We start from the raw sequence: 22447 nt of genomic DNA, 5'->3' as shown, positions 1-22447 counted from the left end.
GCATTTTCTTTCTTGGTAGAAAGGAAAGAGATGATATCTGGGTGGAAAACATTGAGGTAAACAACCCCAGCTCCCTGACGTTGGCCCAGCTGGTTAGAGTAAGAGAAACTGTCCTCAAAGAGTTTCATAACAGGCACAACCCCAGATGCAGCACCTTCATAGCCCTTGATAGGAGCTCCAGCTTCCCGCAGATTGCTGAGGGAAATACCAACCCCGCCTCCGATACGAGACAATTGCAGGGCAGAGTTGATGGAGCGACCGATTGAGTTCATATCATCTGTTACTTGGATGAGGAAGCAAGAAACCAATTCACCACGACGGGCCCGACCAGCGTTGAGGAAGCTTGGTGTAGCTGGTTGGTAGCGCTGGTGGATAATCTCATTTGCAATATCCTTGGCAATGGCTTCATCTCCGTTGGCAAAGTAGAGGGCGTTGAAGAGTACCCGATCTTCCATGCTTTCCAGATAGTATTCACCATCATTGGTCTTCAGTGCATACTGGTTGTAGAACTTGTAAGCAGCCATGAAAGATTTAAACTTGAAATCTTGAGCATGGATAAAAGCAGTCAGCTCCTCGATGTATTCCGGAGAATAAAGTTCAATAAATTCCTTTTCCAAATAGTTTTCTTCTATTAAATACTCAATCTTTTCTGTAATAGAAGAAAATTGCTTGGTGTTCGGCTCAACATTTTCCTTAAAGAAAGCCTCCAGAGCTTCTTTGTCCTTGTGGAGCATAATCTGTCCGTTAATCGGACGGTTGATTTCATTGTTGAGTCGGAAGTATGTCACATCCTCTAAATGTTTGAGTCCCATGTTTTCCCTTTTCTATATAAGTAATGATTATTTAGCTGGCAGAAAAAGTTCCGCCTTACAAAAGAAACGGCTCCTATGAGCATAGGAGCTGCAGTTTGCCCTGATAATCTGTCTTTTAGTTTATCTCCCAATCAAGGCGCGCTGCCCTCAAAATAAACTACATTAAGACAGTTTTTTCAATTTACCAGGTTGGAAACCAGAAAATGCCTCAGTTGCTGTCTGAATCACAGGAGCAGCATTGAAACCAAGATCTTTAACATGGTCAATAAATTCTGGCTGTTCGTCCAAGTTGATTTCGCGGTATTCTACATGATTAGTATCTAAGAAGCGCTTGGTCATTTTGCACTGAACGCAGTTGTTTTTTGAGTAAATAGTTACCATTAAAGATTCCTCTAAACTTTCGTTTTTTCTTTTAAATAATACGAAACTAGTATATCTAAAAGAAAATAGAATGTCAATAGTTTTGAACTAAATATTGTGTGATATTTTGTTATAGGATAGATTACAATACAATATATAGTGTTTATATAAGCGGTGAAAATAAGTGAAAAATTGCAGAAAAGGAGCAAAATGCTGGTGCGGCAATGCTTAAACAAGTCTTAAAGCTTTAGAAAAATGACTTGTATCTTTTCCTCCCAAAAACTAAAATCCAATATCTTGTGTTACAGAATTTAGGGAATCACTAGGAGGAGTGGAGGGAGGAGTTTATATTCTTATTTTATAACAATTAGTTCCTATAAAATAAGAAATTAACAATTGAAAATTTGGTGGCAGACTTTTTTGAATAAAGCTTGGGAAATGTGGGATTTAGCTCGAAAATTCTCTCTTCAATATAATAAGAAGAGTTTTCATTTCCCAAGAAATATTTTGTAAGCGGGCTATAAAATTCTTGAAAAAGATTTCAAAAGGTGATATAATATCAACTTGTAAGGGTTATCACAATAACTCAAAAAGAATTATTTAAAAGGAGAGTCTAACTATGGCTTCTAAAGATTTCCACATTGTAGCAGAAACAGGTATTCACGCACGTCCAGCAACTTTGTTGGTTCAAACTGCTAGCAAATTCGCTTCAGACATCACACTTGAATACAAAGGTAAATCAGTAAACTTGAAATCTATCATGGGTGTTATGAGTCTCGGTGTTGGCCAAGGAGCTGATGTTAAGATCTCAGCTGAAGGTGCAGATGCAGACGATGCCATCGCTGCAATCTCTGAAACAATGGAAAAAGAAGGATTGGCTTAATATGACAGAAATGCTTAAAGGAATTGCAGCATCTGACGGTGTTGCCGTTGCTAAGGCATATCTATTAGTTCAACCGGATTTATCATTTGAGACTGTTTCAGTCGAAGATACGAATGCAGAAGAGGCTCGTTTGGATGCAGCTCTTGAAGCTTCACAGAACGAGCTTTCTGTTATCCGTGAGAAAGCAGTAGATAGCCTTGGTGAGGAAGCCGCTCAGGTATTTGACGCTCACTTAATGGTACTTGCTGACCCTGAAATGGTTGGGCAAATCAAAGAAACAATCCGTGCGAAAAAGACCAATGCAGAAGCTGGTCTGAAAGAAGTAACGGACATGTTTATCACTCTCTTTGAAAACATGGACGACAATCCATACATGCAGGAACGTGCGGCAGATATCCGCGACGTGACAAAACGTGTTCTTGCTAACCTTTTGGGCAAGAAATTGCCAAACCCAGCGTCTATCAATGAAGAATCAGTTGTGATTGCTCATGACTTGACTCCATCTGATACAGCACAGCTGGATAAGAAATTTGTTAAAGCTTTTGTAACCAATATCGGCGGCCGGACAAGCCACTCTGCTATCATGGCGCGTACGCTTGAAATCGCAGCAGTATTGGGAACTAATAACATTACTGAGCTTGTAAAAGACGGCGATGTGATTGCAGCTAACGGTATCACTGGTGAAGTGATTATCAACCCAACTGAAGATCAAATCGCAGCATTCAAAGCAGCTGGTGAGGCTTATGCTAAGCAAAAAGCTGAATGGGAATTGCTTAAGGATGCTCAGACTGTGACTGCAGATGGCAAGCACTTCGAATTGGCTGCCAATATCGGTACACCAAAAGACGTTGAAGGTGTCAATGCCAATGGTGCAGAGGCAGTTGGTCTTTACCGGACTGAGTTCCTTTATATGGATTCTCAAGACTTCCCGACAGAAGATGAGCAGTATGAAGCATACAAGGCTGTGCTTGAAGGCATGAATGGAAAACCAGTGGTTGTTCGGACCATGGACATCGGTGGAGATAAGGAGCTTCCTTACTTTGATATGCCGCATGAAATGAACCCATTCCTTGGTTTCCGTGCTTTGCGTATCTCTATCTCTGAAACTGGCGATGCTATGTTCCGTACACAAATCCGCGCTCTCTTGCGTGCTTCTGTACATGGACAATTGCGCATCATGTTCCCAATGGTAGCCCTTCTGACAGAATTCCGCAAAGCTAAAGCGGTTTATGACGAAGAGAAAGCTAAGCTGCAAGCTGAAGGCGTTGCAGTAGCAGACAATATCCAAGTGGGTATCATGATTGAAATCCCAGCAGCAGCTATGCTGGCGGATCAATTTGCCAAGGAAGTAGATTTCTTCTCAATTGGTACCAACGACTTGATCCAATACACTATGGCAGCTGACCGGATGAATGAGCAAGTCTCTTACCTCTATCAACCTTACAACCCATCTATCCTTCGCTTGATTAACAATGTTATCAAGGCAGCTCATGCTGAAGGCAAGTGGGCAGGTATGTGTGGAGAAATGGCCGGTGACCAAACAGCGGTGCCATTGCTCGTAGGTATGGGCTTGGATGAATTCTCTATGAGTGCGACTTCAGTTCTTCGGACTCGTAGCCTCATGAAGAAGCTGGATACGAAGAAGATGGAAGAACTGGCTCAGCGTGCACTGACTGAATGTGCAACAATGGAAGAAGTTCTTGAACTTGAAAAAGAATATCTAGACTTCGATTAATCTGAAAAATTAAGATCAGGGAGATTTTCCTGGTCTTTTTTAGTTTTCTTCAAGGGAATAGTGAAGTTTGTGAAGAAAGTTGAAATCAAAGAAAACAGAAAATAAGCAGATCTAATATGAACAAACTTAGATAATCTATCTTAATTGTGAAAAAATTCTTTAAATTTATAACTTTTGGTTGAAATTTTCAGAAAATTTGGTAAAATAATATTTAATAACATTTTGGAGGGGACAAGTGACACAATATAAAAACTATATAAATGGAGAGTGGAAAGTTTCTGAAAATGAAATTACCATCTCATCTCCTATCAACAATGAGATTTTAGGAACTGTGCCTGCCATGACTCAGGCAGAGGTTGACTATGCGATGGAGAGCGCTCGTGCGGCTTTGCCAGCTTGGCGAGCTCTTTCAGCAGTTGAGCGTGCAGCTTATTTGCATAAGGTTGCGGATATTTTGGAGCGCGATCAGGAGAAGATTGGCGAAATTCTTGCAAAAGAAGTTGCCAAGGGGATCAAAGCGGCAGTCGGAGAGGTAGTCCGGACAGCAGACTTGATTCGCTATGCGGCTGAAGAGGGCATTCGTATTCACGGTCAGGTTATGGAAGGCGGCGGCTTTGAAGCTGCCAGCAAGAAAAAATTGGCTGTGGTTCGTCGTGAGCCTGTAGGAGTTGTACTAGCCATTGCGCCATTTAACTACCCAGTCAACTTGTCTGGTTCTAAGATTGCTCCTGCCCTTATCGGCGGAAACGTCGTGATGTTTAAGCCACCTACTCAAGGTTCAATCTCTGGTCTGCTCTTGGCTCAGGCTTTTGCTGAGGCTGGTCTGCCTGCTGGTGTTTTCAATACCATCACTGGTCGCGGTTCAGAAATCGGGGATTACATCATTGAGCATAAGGAAGTAAACTACATTAACTTTACTGGCTCTACTCCAATCGGTGAACGCATCGGTAAGTTGGCTGGTATGCGTCCAATTATGCTAGAATTGGGTGGTAAGGATGCTGCAGTTGTACTGGAAGATGCTGACTTGGAGCATGCAGCTAAGCAAATTGTTGGCGGGGCATACAGTTATTCCGGTCAGCGCTGTACGGCTATTAAACGTGTCATTGTCATGGAGAGCGTAGCAGATAAATTAGCGGCGCTGATTAAGGCAGAGGTAGAGAAACTGACGGTTGGTGATCCCTTTGATAATGCGGATATCACACCAGTCATTGATAATGCATCAGCAGATTTCATCTGGGGCTTGATTGAAGATGCTCAAGAAAAAGGAGCGTCAGCCTTGACAGAAATCAAACGTGAAGCAAATCTCATCTGGCCTGCCTTGTTTGACCATGTGACACTGGATATGAAATTAGCTTGGGAAGAGCCATTTGGTCCTGTTCTTCCGATTATTCGTGTGACTTCCGTTGAAGAGGCTATTCAGATCTGTAACCAGTCAGAGTTTGGTCTTCAATCTTCAGTCTTTACAAATGATTTCCCTAAAGCATTTGAAATTGCTGAGAAACTGGAAGTGGGTACTGTACACATCAATAATAAGACCCAACGTGGTCCAGATAACTTCCCATTCCTTGGTGTTAAGGGATCTGGAGCAGGAGTGCAAGGGATTCGTTACAGTATCGAAGCGATGACACAAGTGAAATCCATCGTGTTTGATGTGAAATAATGAGAAAGGCGGCTTTGTGCGGTCTTTTTTCTTACCTTGATGAACTTGTAAATCTAATAAGATTACATCATGATTTTAAAAGAATTAATCATTTATATGTTTAATTGCTTATTATTTTAAAATGTAAATTTACATATTGGTCTATATCTTTATGAAAATTTTCATCTTTTTCTTGTTTTGGATAGCTCCTATATTTAGTGAAAAAGGAATTAAAACATATCGAGAGACACAAAATGCAGTGTTTTCTCTCTCATTTATTACTAATTTCAGCTAATGTTCGGTTTTAGTAATTTTCCGTAAGGATATTTGAAATTTACTTGAAAAAGAGATAAAAATAATGTAGAATAGTATTATAGAAAACGCTTACAAATAGAAAGGTGATTGCATGGATAAGAACGAAGCATTAAGAACCTTTACAACAGGTGAAAACTTTCATTTACAGCATTATCTAGGGGCGCATCAGGATGAAGTGGACGGCAAGTCTGGCTATTCTTTCCGAGTTTGGGCGCCTAATGCTCAGAGTGTCCATTTGATTGGAGATTTCACCAATTGGTATGAAGAGCAGATCCCTATGGTCCGAAATGAAGCGGGCGTTTGGGAAGTCTTCACAGAACTGCCTAAGGAAGGAGATATTTACAAGTACAATATCAAGCGTAGCAGTGGTCAGGAAATTTTGAAAATTGATCCGTTGGCTATCTATCTGGAAGAGCGTCCGGGCACGGGAGCAGTCATTCGCACTATTCCTGAAAAGAAGTGGAAAGATGGTCTTTGGCTGGCACGCCGGAAGCGCTGGGGCTTCTTCTCTCGGCCGGTCAATATCTATGAAGTGCATGCCGGATCTTGGAAACGTAATGAAGACGGCAGTCCTTATAGCTTTGCCCAGTTAAAAGAAGACTTGATTCCTTATCTGGTGGAGATGAACTACACACATGTGGAATTCATGCCGCTTATGGCTCATCCGCTAGGACTTAGCTGGGGCTATCAGCTTATGGGCTACTTCGCCTTCGAGCACACCTATGGGACGCCTGAGCAATTTCAGGACTTTGTCGAAGAATGTCACTTGAACAATATTGGTGTCATTGTGGACTGGGTACCAGGTCACTTTACTATTAATGATGATGCTCTGGCCTACTATGACGGGACACCGACTTTCGAGTATCAGGATCACGATCGGGCTCATAACTATGGCTGGGGTGCTCTCAACTTTGATTTAGGTAAAAATCAAGTTCAGTCTTTCTTGATTTCCAGCATTAAATTCTGGATTGATTTTTACCATCTGGATGGGATTCGGGTTGATGCTGTCAGCAATATGCTCTATCTAGACTATGACAGCGGTCCATGGCAGCCAAATAAAGATGGAGGCAATCGCAACTATGAAGGCTATTACTTCCTGCAGCGCCTCAATACGGTTATCAAATTAGCTCATCCTGATGTCATGATGATTGCAGAGGAAAGCTCCTCAGAAACCAAGATTACTGGCATGAGAGAGCTGGGTGGCCTTGGATTTGACTACAAGTGGAATATGGGCTGGATGAATGATATCCTTCGCTTCTACGAGGAAGATCCGATTTATCGTAAGTACGATTTTAATCTAGTGACCTTCAGCTTTATGTACGTATTCTCTGAAAACTTCCTCCTGCCATTCTCGCATGATGAAGTAGTTCACGGCAAGAAGAGTCTTATGCACAAGATGTGGGGTGACCGTTACAATCAATTCGCAGGGCTCCGCAACTTGCTGACCTATCAGATCTGTCATCCGGGCAAGAAATTACTCTTTATGGGTTCAGAGTTCGGTCAGTTCCTAGAATGGAAGTCGGAAGAGCAGCTAGAATGGTCTAATCTGGATGATCAGATGAACAAGAAGATGCAGGGCTTCACTGCTGCACTTAATGCCTTCTATAAAGACAATCGTCCGCTTTGGGAAATTGATCTGAGCTATGATGGTATCGAAATCATTGATGCAGATAATACTGATCAAAGTGTCCTCTCTTTCATCCGTAAGACAGAAAAAGGAGATATGTTAGTTTGTGTATTCAATATGGCGCCGGTAGAGCGGAAGAACTTTACCATTGGTGTTCCAGTGGAAGCCATTTATGAAGAGGTATGGAACACTGAATTAGAAGAATGGGGAGGTGTTTGGAAGGAATATAACGAAACAGTTCAGTCTCAAGAAGGACTTTGGAAAGATTATCCACAGACCTTGACCTTTACACTGCCGGCTCTTGGAGCCAGTATCTGGAAGATCAAGCGTCGGATTGCTCGCAAAAATGTTAAAAAAGATTCCACAAAGGAGTAGTAGTCTATGAAGAATGAAATGCTAGCTTTGATTCTTGCCGGTGGGCAAGGAACTCGTCTTGGAAAGCTCACACAGAGTATCGCAAAACCAGCGGTACAGTTTGGCGGCCGCTATCGTATTATTGACTTCGCCTTGTCTAATTGTGCCAACTCCGGTATTCACAATGTCGGTGTCATTACTCAATACCAGCCATTAGCTCTGAACAGTCATATCGGAAATGGTTCTAGCTGGGGGCTCGATGGTATTAACTCAGGCGTGTCCATTCTTCAGCCTTATTCTGCGAGCGAAGGAAATCGTTGGTTTGAAGGTACCAGCCATGCGATTTATCAAAATATCGACTATATCGACAGCATCAATCCTGAGTATGTCCTGATTTTGTCTGGGGACCATATCTATAAGATGGACTATGATGACATGCTTCAGTCTCACAAGGACAACAATGCCAGCTTGACAGTTGCCGTTCTGGATGTGCCTCTCAAAGAAGCTAGCCGTTTTGGTATCATGAATACAGATGCTAATAATCGGATTGTTGAATTTGAAGAAAAACCAGAAAATCCTAAGTCCACCAAGGCTTCTATGGGGATTTATATCTTTGACTGGCAGCGTCTGCGCAATATGCTGGTAGCTGCTGAGAAGAGCAATGTGGATATGTCTGACTTTGGTAAGAATGTTATCCCTAACTACCTTGAATCTGGCGAAAGCGTTTATGCTTATGATTTTGAAGGCTATTGGAAAGACGTTGGTACAGTAGAGTCTCTCTGGGAAGCCAACATGGAATACATCAGCCCAGAAAATGCTCTAGACAGCCGCAATCGTCGCTGGAAGATTTATTCTCGCAACTTGATTTCTCCGCCAAACTTCATCAGTGAAAATTCCCATGTAGAAGATTCGCTGGTCGTTGATGGCTGTTTCGTTGACGGTACAGTAAAACACTCTATTCTTTCTACTGGTGCTCAGGTCAAAAAGGGCGCAGTCATTGAAGACTCTGTCATCATGAGTGGAGCTGTTATTGGCAAAGACGCTAAGATCAAGCGGGCCATTATCGGCGAAGGTGCTATCATCTCTGATGGTGTAGAGATTGATGGTACAGAGGAAGTATATGTTGTCGGATACAACGAGAAAGTGGGGGTACCAAAAGATGAAGATTGATAAATACTCAGCAATTTTAGGAAACACAGTCGGCTTCCATGATATGTCAACTCTGACAAATCATCGTCCAGTAGCCAGTTTGCCATTCGGTGGGAAATACCGCTTGATTGACTTCCCGCTTTCAAGTCTTGCCAATGCTGGTATCCGCAGTGTCTTTGGTATCTTCCAGCAGGACAATATTAGCTCTGTCTTTGACCATATTCGTTCTGGTCGTGAGTGGGGTCTGTCTACCTTGCTCAGCCACTATTACTTGGGAATCTACAATACCCGTGTAGAAAGTTCTACAGTCGGTGAGGAATACTATGATCAGCTATTGACCTACCTGAAACGTTCTGGTTCCAACCAAACTGTTGCACTTAACTGTGATATCTTGGTTAATATTGACCTCAATCAAGTTTTCCATTTGCACAATACAACAGAACAGCCGATTACAGTTGTCTACAAGAAATTGCACAAGGAAAATATTTCGGATGTGAATGCTGTCCTAGATATTGACGAAACTGACCATGTCAGAGGGCATAAACTCTTTGATGGCCGAGAAGATGCTGAGCTCTTTAATATGTCTACAGACATCTTTGTGGTGGATACTCCATGGCTGATTGAAAAGTTGGAAGAAGAAGCTAAGAAAGAGCATCCGCAAAAACTGCGCTATGTCTTGCGTGATTTAGCAACTCAGGAAGGGGCATTTGCCTACGAATATACAGGCTATCTGGCGAATATCTATTCTGTAGAGACCTACTACAGATCCAATATCGATATGCTTGAAAGTAAGAAATTCTACTCTCTCTTCAGTCCGAACCAAAAGATTTACACCAAGGTTAAGAACGAAGAGCCAACTTACTATGCTGAGTCTTCAAAAGTATCTCGCTCCCAGTTTGCGTCAGGAAGTATTGTGGAAGGTGAGGTCATCAATTCTGTGATTTCACGGAATACCAAGATTAAGACTGGAAGCAGTGTCAAACACAGTGTTCTCTTCCCTCGAGTGAAAGTTGGAGAAAATGCAACTGTCGAGTACGCGATTGTGGACAAGGGTGTTGAAATTGGCGAAGGAGTGGTGATTCGCGGAACTGCAGAAGATCCAATCGTAGTCAAGAAGAGCCAAAAAGTTACAGAGGACATAATTCGATGAAGATTTTATTTGCAGCAGCAGAAGGAGCCCCATTTTCTAAGACAGGTGGTTTGGGAGACGTTATCGGCGCTCTCCCCAAATCTCTGGTCAAGGCTGGCCATGAAGTTGGTGTCATTCTGCCATACTATGACATGACCCATGCCAAATTTGGCGATAAGGTGGAAGACCTTTTCTACTTTGAAGTCAGTGTTGGCTGGCGTCGCCAATACGTTGGGGTCAAGCGACTGGTCTTGAACGGTGTGTCCTTCTATTTTATTGACAATCAGCATTATTTCTTCCGCGGCCATGTTTACGGGGATTTTGATGATGGTGAGCGGTTTGCTTACTTCCAGTTAGCAGCGGTTGAGCTGATGGAGCGGATTGATTTTATTCCGGATGTTTTGCATGTTCACGATTATCATACAGCTATGATTCCTTTCTTGGTTAAGGAAAAATACCATTGGATTCAAGCATATCAGAATATCAAGACTGTCTTGACCATCCATAATCTGGAGTTCCAAGGTCAATTCCCGGACAGCATGCTTTGGGAACTATTTGGAGTGGGCTATGAGCGCTATGCAGACGGAACCCTGCGTTGGAATGACTGTCTCAACTGGATGAAGTCTGGTATTCTCTATGCGGATCGAGTGACGACTGTATCACCAAGCTATGCAGGTGAAATCCGTACACCAGAATTTGGTTGCAATTTGGATCAAATCCTGCGGATGGAGTCCGGTAAGCTGGTCGGAATTGTCAACGGTATTGATACGGATATCTATAATCCAGAAACGGATCCGCTCTTAGCTCATCACTTTGACAAATCAGACTTATCTGGTAAACTAGAAAATAAGCGAGCTTTGCAAGAGCGAGTTGGTCTGCCTGTGCGTGATGATGTGCCGGTTGTTGGGATTGTTTCCCGCCTGACACGTCAGAAAGGCTTTGATCTGGTAGTGGAAGAGTTGCACAATCTCCTCCAGGAAGATGTGCAGATTATCCTCTTGGGAACAGGCGATCCAGCTTTTGAGCAGGCTTTCGCTTGGTTTGGTCATGCCTATCCTAATAAGCTTTCAGCCAACATCCTCTTTGATGTGACCTTGGCTCAGGAGATTTACGCTGCCAGCGATATTTTCCTCATGCCAAGCCGTTTCGAGCCTTGTGGCCTGTCACAAATGATGGCTATGCGCTATGGAACCTTGCCTTTGGTGCATGAAGTGGGCGGTCTGCGTGATACCGTAGAGCCTTACAATGTCTATACAGGACAGGGAACTGGCTTTAGCTTCAATAACTTTTCTGGCTACTGGCTGACTTGGACCTTCAAGGAAGCACTCAAGCTTTATGCCGATGACAAGGAAGCTTGGAAATCTCTGCAAGAGCAGGCCATGGAGAGAGACTTCTCTTGGGATACAGCCAGCAAGGCATACAGTGATTTATATCAATCACTCCTATAACATTTACTTTGGAATCAGTATAAGCAAATCCTCTCTTGTCCATGGGACAAGGGAGGATTTCCGTGAGAATTACATTTTTATATATTATCATACTGTTTTGGAGCCCTGTTTTCAGCTTTTGGCTGAAGCGAATGCTTCCCATCTTGATTGAAAAAAAGTATTCCTGCGTTTAAAAACTGTTTCCCGCTATTAAGAAAGGGAGATAACCATCCACTATGGAACTGACAAAAGAACGTTTTATTCGAGATTTTAAGGATATTCTACATGAAAGACAGCTGATTAAGGTTGCTGATGCGACTTCAGTGGAGCTTTTTCAGGCTCTGGCCAGCACTGTCCGTAAGTATATCACGCCCCTGTGGCTGGAGCGCCGTAATCAGTTGATTGAGCAGCAGCAAAAGACAGCTTATTACTTTTCTATCGAGTTTCTTCCAGGACGCATGCTGGAAACCAATCTGCTCAACCTGGGTATCCTCGATACGGTTAAGGAAGGCTTTGCCGAGTTGGGCGTTGACTTTGAGGATGTTAAGAATGCTGAGTATGATATGGCCTTGGGCAATGGCGGTCTGGGCCGCTTGGCGGCTGCCTTCATGGACTCGCTGGCAACCACTGGCTATCCAGGATTTGGAAATGGGATTCGCTATCGCTATGGACTCTTTAAACAAAGAATCGTAGATGGCTATCAGGTAGAAATTCCTGATGCTTGGTTTGGCAGTCTGGGCAATGTCTGGGAAACCCGTAAGGACCATGATATTGTTGATGTTAAAATCTTCGGAAATGTTTCCCTCCATGCCAATGAAAAGGGCCGGATTGTGCCTCTTTATGAGAATTCCAAAACCTTGCGGGCCGTTCCTTACGATGTGCCGCAGATTGGCTTTGGCAATGACAATGTCAACAATCTCCGGCTTTGGGATGTTGAAATTCCAGAGGAGTATGAACTGGACTATCCGACCATTGAAGCTCGTCGCCGGGTGCAAGACATCACTGCGATTCTCTATCCAGACGACTCTAGCTATGAAGGAAAAGAGCTGCGCTTGATCCAGGAATACTTTATGACCAGCGCAGGTCTGCAGACTATTATCAAATCCTACCTCAAGCAAGGTCGTCCGCTCAAGGATATTCATGAGAAGGTCTCTGTCCATATCAACGATACCCACCCAGCTGTCGCACCGGCTGAGTTTATGCGTCTCTTGGTGGATGAGTACGACCTGGAATGGGCAGATGCTTGGAATGCTACGGTTAAAACCATGAGCTATACCAACCATACCATTCTGTCTGAAGCCTTGGAAAAATGGGATGCAGAGCTTTTTAAGAATGTCCTGCCGCGGGTTTATCAGATTATCCTAGAGATTGACAACCGCTATGTAGCTGAAATGGCTGGGCGTGGCCTTGATCCGCAAGTCATCGAAAACACTCGGATTGTCAAAGATAATCAAATCCACATGGCTCACTTGGCTATCATTGGTGGTCATTCAATCAATGGTGTTGCCAAACTCCACACCGAACTGCTCAAAGAAGACACCTTGCGTGATTTTTACAGCATTTACCCAGAGAAGTTTAACAACAAGACCAATGGCATTATCCAGCGTCGCTGGCTGCAAATTGCGGATGAACCTTTATCGGCTGAGATTGATAAGCTGATTGGTAAGGGCTGGAGAAGTGATATCCATGAGTTGCGTAAGCTTCTGGAATTCAAGGATGACAAGCAAGTGCTGGGCGATTTCTATCGGGTTAAGCAAGAAGCCAAGGCTCGTCTGGCTGACTTCATCAAGGAATCAACAGGAGTAAAAGTTTCTACAGAAGCCATCTTTGATGTGCAGGTGAAACGCCTCCACGCCTACAAGCGTCAGCTGCTCAACCTGCTTCATATCATCAAGCTTTACTGGGACCTCAAGGACAATCCTGATAAGGACATGGTACCGCGCGTCTTTATCTTTGGTGCCAAGGCTGCTCCGGGCTATCACTTTGCCAAGTCGGTCATCAAGCTGATCAATGAAGTAGCCAATCTAGTCAACAAGGATGAAAGCCTGCAAGGCAAACTCAAGGTTGTTTTCCTAGAAAACTACCGGGTCAGCCTGGCTGAGCTCATCATTCCAGCGGCAGATGTATCCGAGCAGATTTCTCTGGCTTCCAAGGAGGCTTCTGGCACTTCCAACATGAAGTTCATGATGACAGGTGCCATTACCCTAGCCACTCTGGACGGAGCCAATATCGAAATCAAGGACGAAGTCGGTGACGACAACATTGTCATCTTTGGGATGGACAAGAACCAAGTTTACGAGCATTATGCCCGCCATGATTACTACTCTCGTGGTGTTTATGAAAGCAATCCAGACATTCGCCGAGTGGTCGATACCTTTGTCAACGGCACCATTCCAAACGTTCGTGAAGAAGGCTCAGAAATCTACGAAGCCCTCATCACCCACAATGACGAATACTTCCTCTTGGAAGACTTCCATGCTTATGTAGAAGCTCAAGAGAAGATTGATACTCTCTATCGTGACAAAGAAAAATGGGCTCGAATGAGCTTGGTTAATATCGCTACATCCGACAAGTTTACCTCAGACGATACCATTGAGCAATATGCCAAGGAAATTTGGAACTTGGAGAAATAATACTCTTCAGAAAACATGAACAATAAGAGATTGGGGCCTGGATCTCAGTCTCTTTTGCTATCCATCTACCATCTTGTCTAGAAATGTGCTATAGTAGAGAAAGCATGAGAGTCCAACTTTTAGAAAAGCAGGGTAAGCAAGCATGAAAGACTACACCATTTTTTATCAACAATTAACGGCTCCCTTTCGCAGTCGCCCTCAGTGGCTGAAAGGACTGGTTTACTTCAATCGGGGAATGACCCTCTTCATACCTCTGGTTTACAGCTTGGTCCTGCTCTCTGCTTTTCTGACAGAGGGGTGGAAAGGGCTGCTTGCTTTTTTCTTCCTGCCAGCTATCGGATTTGGTCTGTTATCGGCTATTCGCAAACGGCTGAATCAGGCACGCCCTTACGAAAAATGGGCTATTCAACCCTTGCTGGCCAAGGATACATCAGGAAAGTCCATGCCCAGCCGCCATGTCTTTTCAGCGACTGTTATTTCCATGTGCCTACTCTACTTTTTCTGGTTGCCGGGACTTATATGCCTCTTGCTTTCAGCAGGGCTGGCCGTAGTGCGCGTGATTGGCGGAGTGCACTATCCAAAGGATGTGCTGGTAGGCTATCTTTGCGGCATTTGCTGGGGAGCTTTACTCTTTTTACTATAAAAGGCTTGATTTCAGCAGAGAGTAGACAAAGGACTTCCAGCTATATTATAATAGAAGCAGTAACAACCGTTTCGACACCAAGGGCTATTCCTTGCTGGATGCGAAAAAAATTTAAGGAGAAAACTATGTCAGAACCATTATTTCTACAGTCTGTGATGCAGGAGAAGATTTGGGGCGGCACCAAGCTGCGCGATGTCTTTGGCTATGAGATTCCCAGCGAACATGTAGGGGAGTACTGGGCTATCTCGGCTCATCCTAATGGTGTCTCAACCGTCAAGAACGGACGATTTGCCGGCCAGAAGTTAGATGCGCTTTATGCCGAGCACCGTGAGCTCTTTGGCAATCGCCCGGAACCTGTCTTTCCGCTTTTGACGAAGATTTTAGATGCTAATGACTGGCTCAGTGTTCAGGTCCATCCTGATGATGCCTATGGACTGGAGCACGAAAGGGAGCTTGGTAAGACAGAATGCTGGTATGTCATTGCTGCAGACGAAGGAGCAGAGATTATTTATGGTCACAATGCCAAGAGCAAGGAAGAGCTGCGCCGGCAGATTGAGAGCAAGGACTGGGACTGTCTCCTGACTAAAATTCCAGTTAAAGCTGGTGATTTCTTCTATGTACCAAGTGGCACCATGCATGCCATTGGCTCGGGGATTCTGATTTTAGAGACTCAGCAGTCCAGTGACACAACCTATCGTGTCTATGACTTTGATCGTAAGGACGATGCTGGCAATCTTCGTGAGCTGCATTTGGAGCAGTCGATTGACGTTCTGACTATCGGTGAGCCTGCTAATAGCTGTCCTGTTACCATTCAGGCAGATAGTCTGACTTCTACTCTTTTGGTGGCCAATGACTTTTTTGCTGTTTACAAGTGGGATATCGCTGGTTCGGTTAATTTTAAAAAGACAGCAGACTATAGCTTGGTCAGTGTCTTGGAAGGAGTCGGTGAGCTAGAAGTTGATGGAGCTGTCTACCAAATCGAAAAAGGAGATCATTTCATCCTGCCTAGTGATGTTACAGAATGGACCTTGTCTGGGGATTTGCAACTGATTGTCAGCCATCCATAACTATAGAAAAATCAAGAGCAAATAATCACTTTGCTCTTTTTTCTTTTTAAAATATAGGAAATAAGTAAAATTTTAGACAGTTTCTTCTTATTTATATAGCATAATAGTTTGTATATCAAGAATAATTCAATTGTTTTGACAGGAAAATTTAGAAATCAAAAGAATGAAACAAAAAACGCTTACAATGGTGGCAAAAGATTGACTATTCGATATTTTAGGAGTAAACTAAGGAAGTAAATTTTAAAATATAAAGGAGAAGTCATCATGAATTTAACATATTTAGGACTTTGTTTGGCCTGCTTGGGCGTATCAATTGCTGAAGGTATGATTATGAGTAATCTATTTAAGGCAGCAGCTCGTCAGCCAGAAATTATCGGTCAATTGCGAAGCCTCCTAATCTTGGGAGTAGCCTTTGTTGAAGGTACTTTCTTTGTAACGCTGGCTATGTCCTTTGTTATCAAATAAGAAAGGATTCTCTTTAGAAAAGGGGGTGTCATCTGTTGGAAGAAAGTATCAATCCAACTATCAATATAGGTCCTGTGACCTTTGATTTGACCCTGCTGGCCATGACTCTGCTGACGGTCCTTGTAACTTTTGGACTTGTTTATTGGGCAAGTCGAAAGATGACGATTAAGCCGTCAAGAAAGCAGAATGCTTTGGAATATATCTATGACTTTGTCATTGATTTTACCAAGGGAAACGTTGGCGAGCATTATATGAAGAATTACTCGCTTTTTCTATTCTCCCTCTTTCTTTTCGTAGCTGTGGCGAATAACTTGGGATTAATGGCTAAGGTTCAGACAACCAATGGTTTCAATCTCTGGACATCACCGACAGCAAATCTCGCTTTTGACCTAGGCTTCTCTCTTTTAGTGACGGTATTCTGTCATGTAGAAGGAATCCGTCGTCAAGGTATAAAAGGATATCTAAAAGGTTTTGTGACTCCAGGTATCATGACACCCATGAATATCTTGGAAGAATTTACCAATTTTGCTTCGCTAGCCTTGCGGATTTATGGGAATATTTTTGCAGGTGAAGTATTGGCTGGTTTGCTCTTGACTTGGGCACATCAAGCAGCGTATTGGTATCCGATTGCCTTTATTATGAACATGGTTTGGACTGGTTTTTCCATCTTTATTTCCTGTATCCAAGCCTATGTTTTTACCATGCTAACATCTATGTATCTTGGTAAAAAGATTAATGGTGAGGTAGAATAAAAAGAAAGGATAGAGAAAATGAATATAACCGTAGGTGAAATTATTGGCAACTTTATCTTGATTGCCGGCTCCTTTCTTCTTTTAGTATTTCTCATTAAGAAGTTTGCTTGGGGCAATATTATCGGGATTTTAGATCAGCGTGCTCAAAAGATTTCAGACGATATTGACGGTGCGGAAGCGGCCCGTAAGAAAGCTGAAGACTTGGCGCAAAAGCGTGAGGAAGCTCTGGCAGGCAGTCGGGTCGAAGCAGTTTCTATCGTTGAGACTGCTAAGGAGACAGCTGAGAAGAATAAGGCTGGAATCCTAGCTAATGCAGCAGAAGAAGCAGGGCGCTTGAAGGCTAAAGCCAATCAGGAAATTGCCCAAAACAAGGCAGAGGCTATGAGCAGCATCAAAGGAGAAGTAGCTGATTTGACTGTGACTCTGGCCAGTAAGATTCTGAGCCAGGAGCTGGATAAGGAAGCTCAAAGCGAGCTCATTGACCGCTATATCAAACAGTTAGGAGATGCCTGATGGATAAGAAGCAATATGCAATCATTGAGAAATATGCTTTGCCTTTTGTTCAGACGGTCTTTGAAAAAGGTCAGCAAGAAGATGTTTTTGAAAAACTGAGTCAGATTAAGGCTGTTTTCGCGGAGACCGGCCTTGCTGACTTTTTGTCACATATCGGCATCAGTGACCACGAGAAAGAAAAGAGTCTGCGGCTCTTTCAAAACTCAGGCTCGCAGCTGCTTGATAATCTGATTGAAATTGTCATTCTCAATCATCGTGAGGACCTCTTTTATGAGATTGTGCTGGAGAGTCAGCACCAGCTTGAAAAGATCAGCAATGAGTTTGAGGTGACGTTGCGCTCTGTTCAGCCTTTGACAGCCAGTCAGAAGGAGAAGATTCGGCCGATTATTGAGCAGAAAATGGGACTAAAGGTTCGCTCGCTCAAGGAAGAATTGGACAGCAGCTTGATTGGCGGCTTTGTCATTTCTGCCAATAACAAAACAATTGATGCAAGCATAAAACGTCAATTGCAAGTCGTTAAAGAAAAATTGAAATAGAAAGTGGTGTGAATTTTGGCGATTAACGCACAAGAAATCAGCGCTTTAATTAAGCAACAAATTGAAAATTTCCAGCCAAATTTTGACGTCACAGAAACAGGGGTCGTCACTTATATTGGTGATGGAATCGCGCGCGCTCATGGTCTGGATAAGGCTATGAGCGGAGAGCTGTTAATCTTTGAAAATGGCTCTTATGGTATGGCGCAAAATCTAGAGTCAACCGATGTTGGGATTATCATCTTGGGAGACTTTACAGACATTCGTGAGGGAGATACCATTCGCCGGACTGGTAAAATCATGGAAGTTCCTGTGGGCGAGACCTTGATTGGACGGGTTGTTGATCCGCTGGGTCGTCCTGTTGATGGACTTGGTGACATTGTCACGGATAAGACACGCCCGGTTGAAACACCAGCTCCGGGTGTCATGCAGCGTAAGTCAGTATCTGAGCCTTTGCAGACAGGTCTCAAGGCTATTGATGCCTTGGTTCCAATTGGCCGCGGCCAGCGGGAGCTAATTATCGGGGACCGTCAGACTGGGAAGACGACCATTGCCATTGATGCCATCCTGAACCAGAAAGGTCAGGATATGATTTGTATCTATGTGGCGATTGGTCAGAAAGAATCTACCGTTCGTACGCAGGTAGAAACGCTGCGTCAGTATGGTGCTTTGGACTATACGATTGTCGTGACAGCCTCTGCTTCACAGCCGTCGCCTTTGCTTTTCCTAGCGCCTTATGCTGGTGTAGCGATGGCAGAAGAGTTCATGTACAATGGCAAACATGTTTTGATTGTCTATGATGACTTGTCCAAGCAGGCTGTGGCTTACCGTGAACTGTCTCTCCTGCTCCGTCGTCCGCCAGGCCGTGAGGCCTTTCCTGGAGATGTTTTCTATCTGCATAGCCGTCTCTTGGAGCGTTCAGCTAAGGTTTCTGATGAGCTGGGCGGTGGTTCGATTACAGCTCTGCCATTTATTGAAACGCAGGCAGGAGATATTTCAGCCTATATCGCGACCAACGTGATTTCAATCACTGATGGACAAATTTTCCTCAGCGACAGCCTGTTCAATGCTGGGGTACGTCCAGCCATTGATGCAGGTTCTTCTGTATCACGGGTTGGGGGCTCTGCCCAAATCAAAGCTATGAAGAAAGTAGCTGGAACCCTGCGTATCGACCTGGCTTCTTATCGGGAGCTTGAGGCCTTTACTAAGTTTGGTAGTGATTTGGATGCGGCAACTCAGGCCAAGCTCAATCGTGGCCGCAGGACTGTAGAAGTCTTGAAGCAGCCGATTCATGAGCCGCTGCCGGTTGAGAAGCAGGTCGTGATTCTCTATGCTTTGACCCATGGTTTTTTGGACAGTGTGCCAGTAGATGATATTCTGCGCTTTGAGTCAGAATTATTTGCCTACTTTGATGCACATCAAGAAAGCATTTATGAAACCATTCGGACAACGAAAGACCTTCCAAGTGAGGAAGTCTTGGATGCTGCCATTACTGAGTTTATTGACCAGTCTAGCTTCAAATAAGAATAGAGGTGTCAGATGGCAGTTTCATTAAATGATATTAAAAATAAAATTGCATCCACGAAAAACACCAGTCAAATCACCAATGCCATGCAGATGGTTTCTGCTGCTAAGCTGGGAAAGTCTGAGGAAGCAGCCAAGAACTTTCAGGTCTATGCCCAGAAAGTGCGTAAGTTAGTTACGGATATGCTGCATGGCCACGAGGCTGAAAATGCCCGTCATCACTCGATGTTAATTAGTCGGCCAGTTAAGAAATCAGCCTATATCGTCATCACTTCTGACCGTGGTCTAGTAGGTGGCTATAATGCTACAATCCTTAAGGCTTTGATGGAGCTGAAAGCTGAGTACCATCCGACAGGAGAGGACTTTGAAGTCATCTGTATCGGAAGTGTCGGTGCTGATTTCTTCCGAGCTCGGGGCATTCAGCCAGTTTATGAGCTGCGTGGTCTAGCCGACCAGCCTAGCTTCGATGAGGTCCGTAAAATCATTAGCAAAACCATTGAGATGTATCAGAATGAACTCTTTGATGAGCTCTATGTCTGCTATAACCACCATGTCAACAGTCTGACCAGTCAGATGCGGGTGGAGCAGATGCTGCCAATCATTGACTTGGATCCCAATGAAGCTGATGAAGATTATACGCTGAATCTGGAACTGGAATCCAGTCGGGATTCTATCTTGGATCAACTGCTGCCCCAGTTTGCAGAGAGCATGATTTACGGTGCCATTATTGATGCCAAGACGGCTGAGAATGCTGCTGGCATGACTGCTATGCAGACAGCGACAGACAATGCTAAAAAGGTCATCAGTGATTTGACTATTCAGTACAACCGCGCTCGGCAAGCTGCCATTACGCAGGAAATTACTGAAATCGTGGCGGGTGCAAGTGCCCTAGAATAAGGCCACAAATGAATTAGAAATTAAACGAGGGAAAAAACATGAGCTCAGGCAAAATTGCTCAGGTTATCGGGCCGGTCGTAGACGTTGCGTTTGCTGCCGGAGACAAACTACCTGAGATAAATAATGCACTTGTAGTCTATAAAAATGATGAGAAAAAATCAAAAATCGTCCTTGAAGTAGCTCTTGAGCTTGGTGACGGTGTGGTGCGGACCATTGCCATGGAGTCGACCGATGGTTTGACGCGTGGTTTGGAGGTCTTGGATACTGGTCGTCCGATTTCTGTGCCAGTTGGCAAGGAAACTCTGGGGCGGGTGTTCAATGTCCTAGGAGACACTATTGACTTGGATGCGCCTTTTGCAGAGGATGCAGAGCGCCAGCCGATTCATAAGAAGGCACCGACCTTTGATGAACTATCGACTTCATCAGAAATTCTGGAAACAGGGATTAAGGTTATCGACCTTCTAGCTCCTTATCTGAAAGGTGGGAAAGTCGGTCTCTTTGGTGGTGCCGGAGTAGGGAAAACAGTCCTGATTCAGGAATTGATTCACAACATTGCCCAAGAACATGGTGGAATTTCTGTCTTCACAGGTGTTGGTGAGCGGACGCGTGAGGGGAATGACCTCTACTGGGAAATGAAAGAGTCTGGCGTTATCGAAAAGACCGCCATGGTCTTCGGTCAGATGAATGAACCGCCAGGAGCTCGGATGCGGGTTGCTCTTACAGGACTGACTATCGCGGAATATTTCCGTGATGTGGAAGGTCAGGACGTGCTGCTCTTTATTGACAACATCTTTCGCTTTACGCAGGCTGGTTCGGAAGTATCTGCCCTCTTGGGCCGCATGCCTTCTGCCGTTGGTTACCAACCAACACTTGCGACAGAAATGGGACAGTTACAAGAACGGATTACCTCAACCAAGAAAGGTTCCGTTACTTCCATCCAGGCTATTTATGTGCCAGCGGATGACTATACTGACCCAGCACCAGCGACAGCTTTTGCTCACTTGGACTCTACAACCAACCTAGAACGGAAATTGGTTCAGCTGGGGATTTATCCAGCCGTGGATCCATTGGCTTCCAGCTCGCGTGCCCTTTCACCAGAGATTGTCGGAGAAGAGCACTATGCAGTGGCAGCAGAGGTGAAGCGGGTCTTGCAACGTTATCATGAGTTGCAGGATATCATTGCTATCCTTGGTATGGACGAGTTGTCTGACGATGAGAAGACTTTGGTTGCACGTGCGCGGCGGATTCAGTTCTTCCTGTCACAGAACTTCAATGTGGCGGAGCAATTTACCGGTCAGCCAGGTTCTTATGTACCAGTAGCAGAAACGGTTCGTGGTTTCAAAGAAATCCTTGAAGGTAAGCACGATAAGCTGCCGGAAGATGCCTTCCGTGGTGTGGGCTCCATCGAGGATGTATTGGCCAAGGCTGAGAAAATGGGATTCTAAGAGGTGAATGATGGCTCAAATGACAGTACAAATCGTGACACCGGATGGTCTTATTTATGATCACCATGCTGCATTTGTTTCCGTAAAGACCATTGATGGTGAGCTGGGGATTTTGCCCCGCCACATCAATACCATCGCTGTTTTAGAAGTGGATCAGGTTAAGGTGCGCCGGATTGATGATGACAAGCATATCGACTGGATTGCGGTTAATGGCGGAATCATTGAAATTGCAGATAATGTCATTACTATTGTGGCGGACTCAGCTGAGCGTGAGCGAGATATCGACATTAGTCGGGCTGAGCGGGCTAAGCTCCGAGCTGAGCAAGAAATCGAAGAAGCACATGATAAGCATTTGATTGACCAAGAACGCCGGGCTAAGATTGCCCTGCAACGGGCAATCAACCGGATCAATGTCGGAACAAGATTATAAGAAGCTATTTCGCCTAGATTGATGGAAGCCATTCATCGTCTGGTAAGATGCTTTCATGAATACAAAATGAATACGCAAAACTGAGGCAGGTCTGTCTCAGTTTTCTTTTCCAAAG

Annotated in this window: 20 protein-coding genes; 18 read left to right on the top strand and 2 right to left on the bottom strand. The window is 44.2% G+C overall.

Translation table 11 applies throughout. From position 1 onward, the window contains the following. Positions 1–812: ribonucleotide reductase N-terminal alpha domain-containing protein (locus RP262_RS07470; protein WP_311154750.1), on the bottom strand; the 812-nt coding region annotated here is incomplete at its 3' end. Positions 813–974: 162 nt separating this feature from the next. Next, positions 975–1193, bottom strand: coding sequence for a glutaredoxin-like protein NrdH (gene nrdH / locus RP262_RS07465; RefSeq protein ID WP_002897920.1), 219 nt, complete (start codon positions 1191–1193; stop codon positions 975–977). 598 nt (positions 1194–1791) lie between these two features. Here nrdH and RP262_RS07460 point away from each other — a divergent pair. The 18 genes from RP262_RS07460 to RP262_RS07375 all read left to right on the top strand — a co-directional run bounded on the left by RP262_RS07460 (position 1792) and on the right by RP262_RS07375 (position 22332). Then, the gene (locus tag RP262_RS07460) at positions 1792–2055 is read left to right on the top strand and encodes a phosphocarrier protein HPr (protein ID WP_002896017.1); all 264 of its coding nucleotides are present in this window, start codon (positions 1792–1794) and stop codon (positions 2053–2055) included. Between the two features lies 1 nt (position 2056). Next, positions 2057–3790 (top strand): phosphoenolpyruvate--protein phosphotransferase, encoded by a 1734-nt coding sequence (gene ptsP / locus RP262_RS07455; protein WP_311154749.1) that lies wholly within the window; start codon positions 2057–2059, stop codon positions 3788–3790. A 235-nt stretch (positions 3791–4025) separates the two neighbouring features. Next, positions 4026–5450, top strand: coding sequence for an NADP-dependent glyceraldehyde-3-phosphate dehydrogenase (locus RP262_RS07450; protein ID WP_048771677.1), 1425 nt, complete (start codon positions 4026–4028; stop codon positions 5448–5450). A gap of 385 nt (positions 5451–5835) precedes the next feature. Next, a complete protein-coding gene (gene glgB / locus RP262_RS07445) occupies positions 5836–7746 on the top strand; it encodes a 1,4-alpha-glucan branching protein GlgB (RefSeq protein ID WP_311154748.1) in 1911 nt (636 codons plus the stop codon). Positions 7747–7752: 6 nt separating this feature from the next. After that, positions 7753–8895, top strand: coding sequence for a glucose-1-phosphate adenylyltransferase (locus tag RP262_RS07440; RefSeq protein ID WP_004187682.1), 1143 nt, complete (start codon positions 7753–7755; stop codon positions 8893–8895). Beyond that, positions 8885–10024 carry a glucose-1-phosphate adenylyltransferase subunit GlgD gene (gene glgD, locus RP262_RS07435; protein WP_268682111.1) on the top strand — a complete coding sequence of 380 codons (1140 nt, stop codon included), beginning with the start codon at positions 8885–8887 and terminating at the stop codon, positions 10022–10024. Before RP262_RS07440 ends, glgD begins: the two co-directional genes overlap by 11 nt. Next, positions 10021–11451 (top strand): glycogen synthase GlgA, encoded by a 1431-nt coding sequence (gene glgA / locus RP262_RS07430; protein WP_125401434.1) that lies wholly within the window; start codon positions 10021–10023, stop codon positions 11449–11451. Before glgD ends, glgA begins: the two co-directional genes overlap by 4 nt. Before the next feature lie 215 nt (positions 11452–11666). Continuing rightward, positions 11667–14063 (top strand): glycogen/starch/alpha-glucan phosphorylase, encoded by a 2397-nt coding sequence (locus tag RP262_RS07425; protein WP_125401435.1) that lies wholly within the window; start codon positions 11667–11669, stop codon positions 14061–14063. Between the two features lie 142 nt (positions 14064–14205). Then, a complete protein-coding gene (locus tag RP262_RS07420; protein ID WP_125401436.1) occupies positions 14206–14706 on the top strand; it encodes a phosphatase PAP2 family protein in 501 nt (166 codons plus the stop codon). 125 nt (positions 14707–14831) lie between these two features. After that, complete coding sequence (gene manA, locus RP262_RS07415; protein ID WP_125401437.1) at positions 14832–15773, top strand: mannose-6-phosphate isomerase, class I; 942 nt, start codon at positions 14832–14834, stop codon at positions 15771–15773. A gap of 264 nt (positions 15774–16037) precedes the next feature. Next, complete coding sequence (locus RP262_RS07410; RefSeq protein ID WP_002896005.1) at positions 16038–16238, top strand: F0F1 ATP synthase subunit C; 201 nt, start codon at positions 16038–16040, stop codon at positions 16236–16238. 35 nt (positions 16239–16273) lie between these two features. Further along, the gene (gene atpB / locus RP262_RS07405; RefSeq protein ID WP_149566400.1) at positions 16274–16990 is read left to right on the top strand and encodes a F0F1 ATP synthase subunit A; all 717 of its coding nucleotides are present in this window, start codon (positions 16274–16276) and stop codon (positions 16988–16990) included. An 18-nt stretch (positions 16991–17008) separates the two neighbouring features. Continuing rightward, positions 17009–17503: a F0F1 ATP synthase subunit B gene (gene atpF / locus RP262_RS07400; RefSeq protein WP_002906932.1), complete on the top strand. Its 495-nt coding sequence runs from the start codon at positions 17009–17011 to the stop codon at positions 17501–17503. Continuing rightward, positions 17503–18039: a F0F1 ATP synthase subunit delta gene (locus RP262_RS07395; RefSeq protein WP_002904151.1), complete on the top strand. Its 537-nt coding sequence runs from the start codon at positions 17503–17505 to the stop codon at positions 18037–18039. Before atpF ends, RP262_RS07395 begins: the two co-directional genes overlap by 1 nt. Before the next feature lie 15 nt (positions 18040–18054). After that, positions 18055–19560: a F0F1 ATP synthase subunit alpha gene (atpA, locus tag RP262_RS07390; RefSeq protein ID WP_311154747.1), complete on the top strand. Its 1506-nt coding sequence runs from the start codon at positions 18055–18057 to the stop codon at positions 19558–19560. Between the two features lie 15 nt (positions 19561–19575). Next, on the top strand, positions 19576–20457 hold the full coding sequence (locus tag RP262_RS07385; protein WP_002895995.1) for a F0F1 ATP synthase subunit gamma: 882 nt from the start codon (positions 19576–19578) through the stop codon (positions 20455–20457). A gap of 38 nt (positions 20458–20495) precedes the next feature. Beyond that, complete coding sequence (atpD, locus tag RP262_RS07380; RefSeq protein WP_002895993.1) at positions 20496–21902, top strand: F0F1 ATP synthase subunit beta; 1407 nt, start codon at positions 20496–20498, stop codon at positions 21900–21902. Positions 21903–21909: 7 nt separating this feature from the next. Further along, a complete protein-coding gene (locus tag RP262_RS07375) occupies positions 21910–22332 on the top strand; it encodes a F0F1 ATP synthase subunit epsilon (protein ID WP_002900740.1) in 423 nt (140 codons plus the stop codon). The last annotated feature ends 115 nt before the right edge of the window (positions 22333–22447 follow it).

The sequence above is a fragment of the uncultured Streptococcus sp. genome, assembly GCF_963456385.1.
In the GTDB taxonomy this organism is placed as follows: domain Bacteria; phylum Bacillota; class Bacilli; order Lactobacillales; family Streptococcaceae; genus Streptococcus.
Note: the sequence above shows the minus strand (reverse complement) of the source record. Positions and strands in the feature narration are given on the sequence as shown.

What these genes read in the sequence shown, in the direction of transcription:
- manA (WP_125401437.1), top strand. Translation starts at nt 14,832, where the DNA reads ATGTCAGAACCATTATTTCTACAGTCTGTGATGCAGGAGAAGATTTGG.
- atpD (WP_002895993.1), top strand. Translation starts at nt 20,496, where the DNA reads ATGAGCTCAGGCAAAATTGCTCAGGTTATCGGGCCGGTCGTAGACGTT.
- atpF (WP_002906932.1), top strand. Translation starts at nt 17,009, where the DNA reads ATGAATATAACCGTAGGTGAAATTATTGGCAACTTTATCTTGATTGCC.
- RP262_RS07440 (WP_004187682.1), top strand. Translation starts at nt 7,753, where the DNA reads ATGAAGAATGAAATGCTAGCTTTGATTCTTGCCGGTGGGCAAGGAACT.
- RP262_RS07410 (WP_002896005.1), top strand. Translation starts at nt 16,038, where the DNA reads ATGAATTTAACATATTTAGGACTTTGTTTGGCCTGCTTGGGCGTATCA.
- RP262_RS07385 (WP_002895995.1), top strand. Translation starts at nt 19,576, where the DNA reads ATGGCAGTTTCATTAAATGATATTAAAAATAAAATTGCATCCACGAAA.
- RP262_RS07420 (WP_125401436.1), top strand. Translation starts at nt 14,206, where the DNA reads ATGAAAGACTACACCATTTTTTATCAACAATTAACGGCTCCCTTTCGC.
- nrdH (WP_002897920.1), bottom strand. Translation starts at nt 1,193, where the DNA reads ATGGTAACTATTTACTCAAAAAACAACTGCGTTCAGTGCAAAATGACC.
- RP262_RS07395 (WP_002904151.1), top strand. Translation starts at nt 17,503, where the DNA reads ATGGATAAGAAGCAATATGCAATCATTGAGAAATATGCTTTGCCTTTT.
- ptsP (WP_311154749.1), top strand. Translation starts at nt 2,057, where the DNA reads ATGACAGAAATGCTTAAAGGAATTGCAGCATCTGACGGTGTTGCCGTT.
- glgA (WP_125401434.1), top strand. Translation starts at nt 10,021, where the DNA reads ATGAAGATTTTATTTGCAGCAGCAGAAGGAGCCCCATTTTCTAAGACA.
- RP262_RS07425 (WP_125401435.1), top strand. Translation starts at nt 11,667, where the DNA reads ATGGAACTGACAAAAGAACGTTTTATTCGAGATTTTAAGGATATTCTA.
- RP262_RS07375 (WP_002900740.1), top strand. Translation starts at nt 21,910, where the DNA reads ATGATGGCTCAAATGACAGTACAAATCGTGACACCGGATGGTCTTATT.
- glgB (WP_311154748.1), top strand. Translation starts at nt 5,836, where the DNA reads ATGGATAAGAACGAAGCATTAAGAACCTTTACAACAGGTGAAAACTTT.
- glgD (WP_268682111.1), top strand. Translation starts at nt 8,885, where the DNA reads ATGAAGATTGATAAATACTCAGCAATTTTAGGAAACACAGTCGGCTTC.
- RP262_RS07460 (WP_002896017.1), top strand. Translation starts at nt 1,792, where the DNA reads ATGGCTTCTAAAGATTTCCACATTGTAGCAGAAACAGGTATTCACGCA.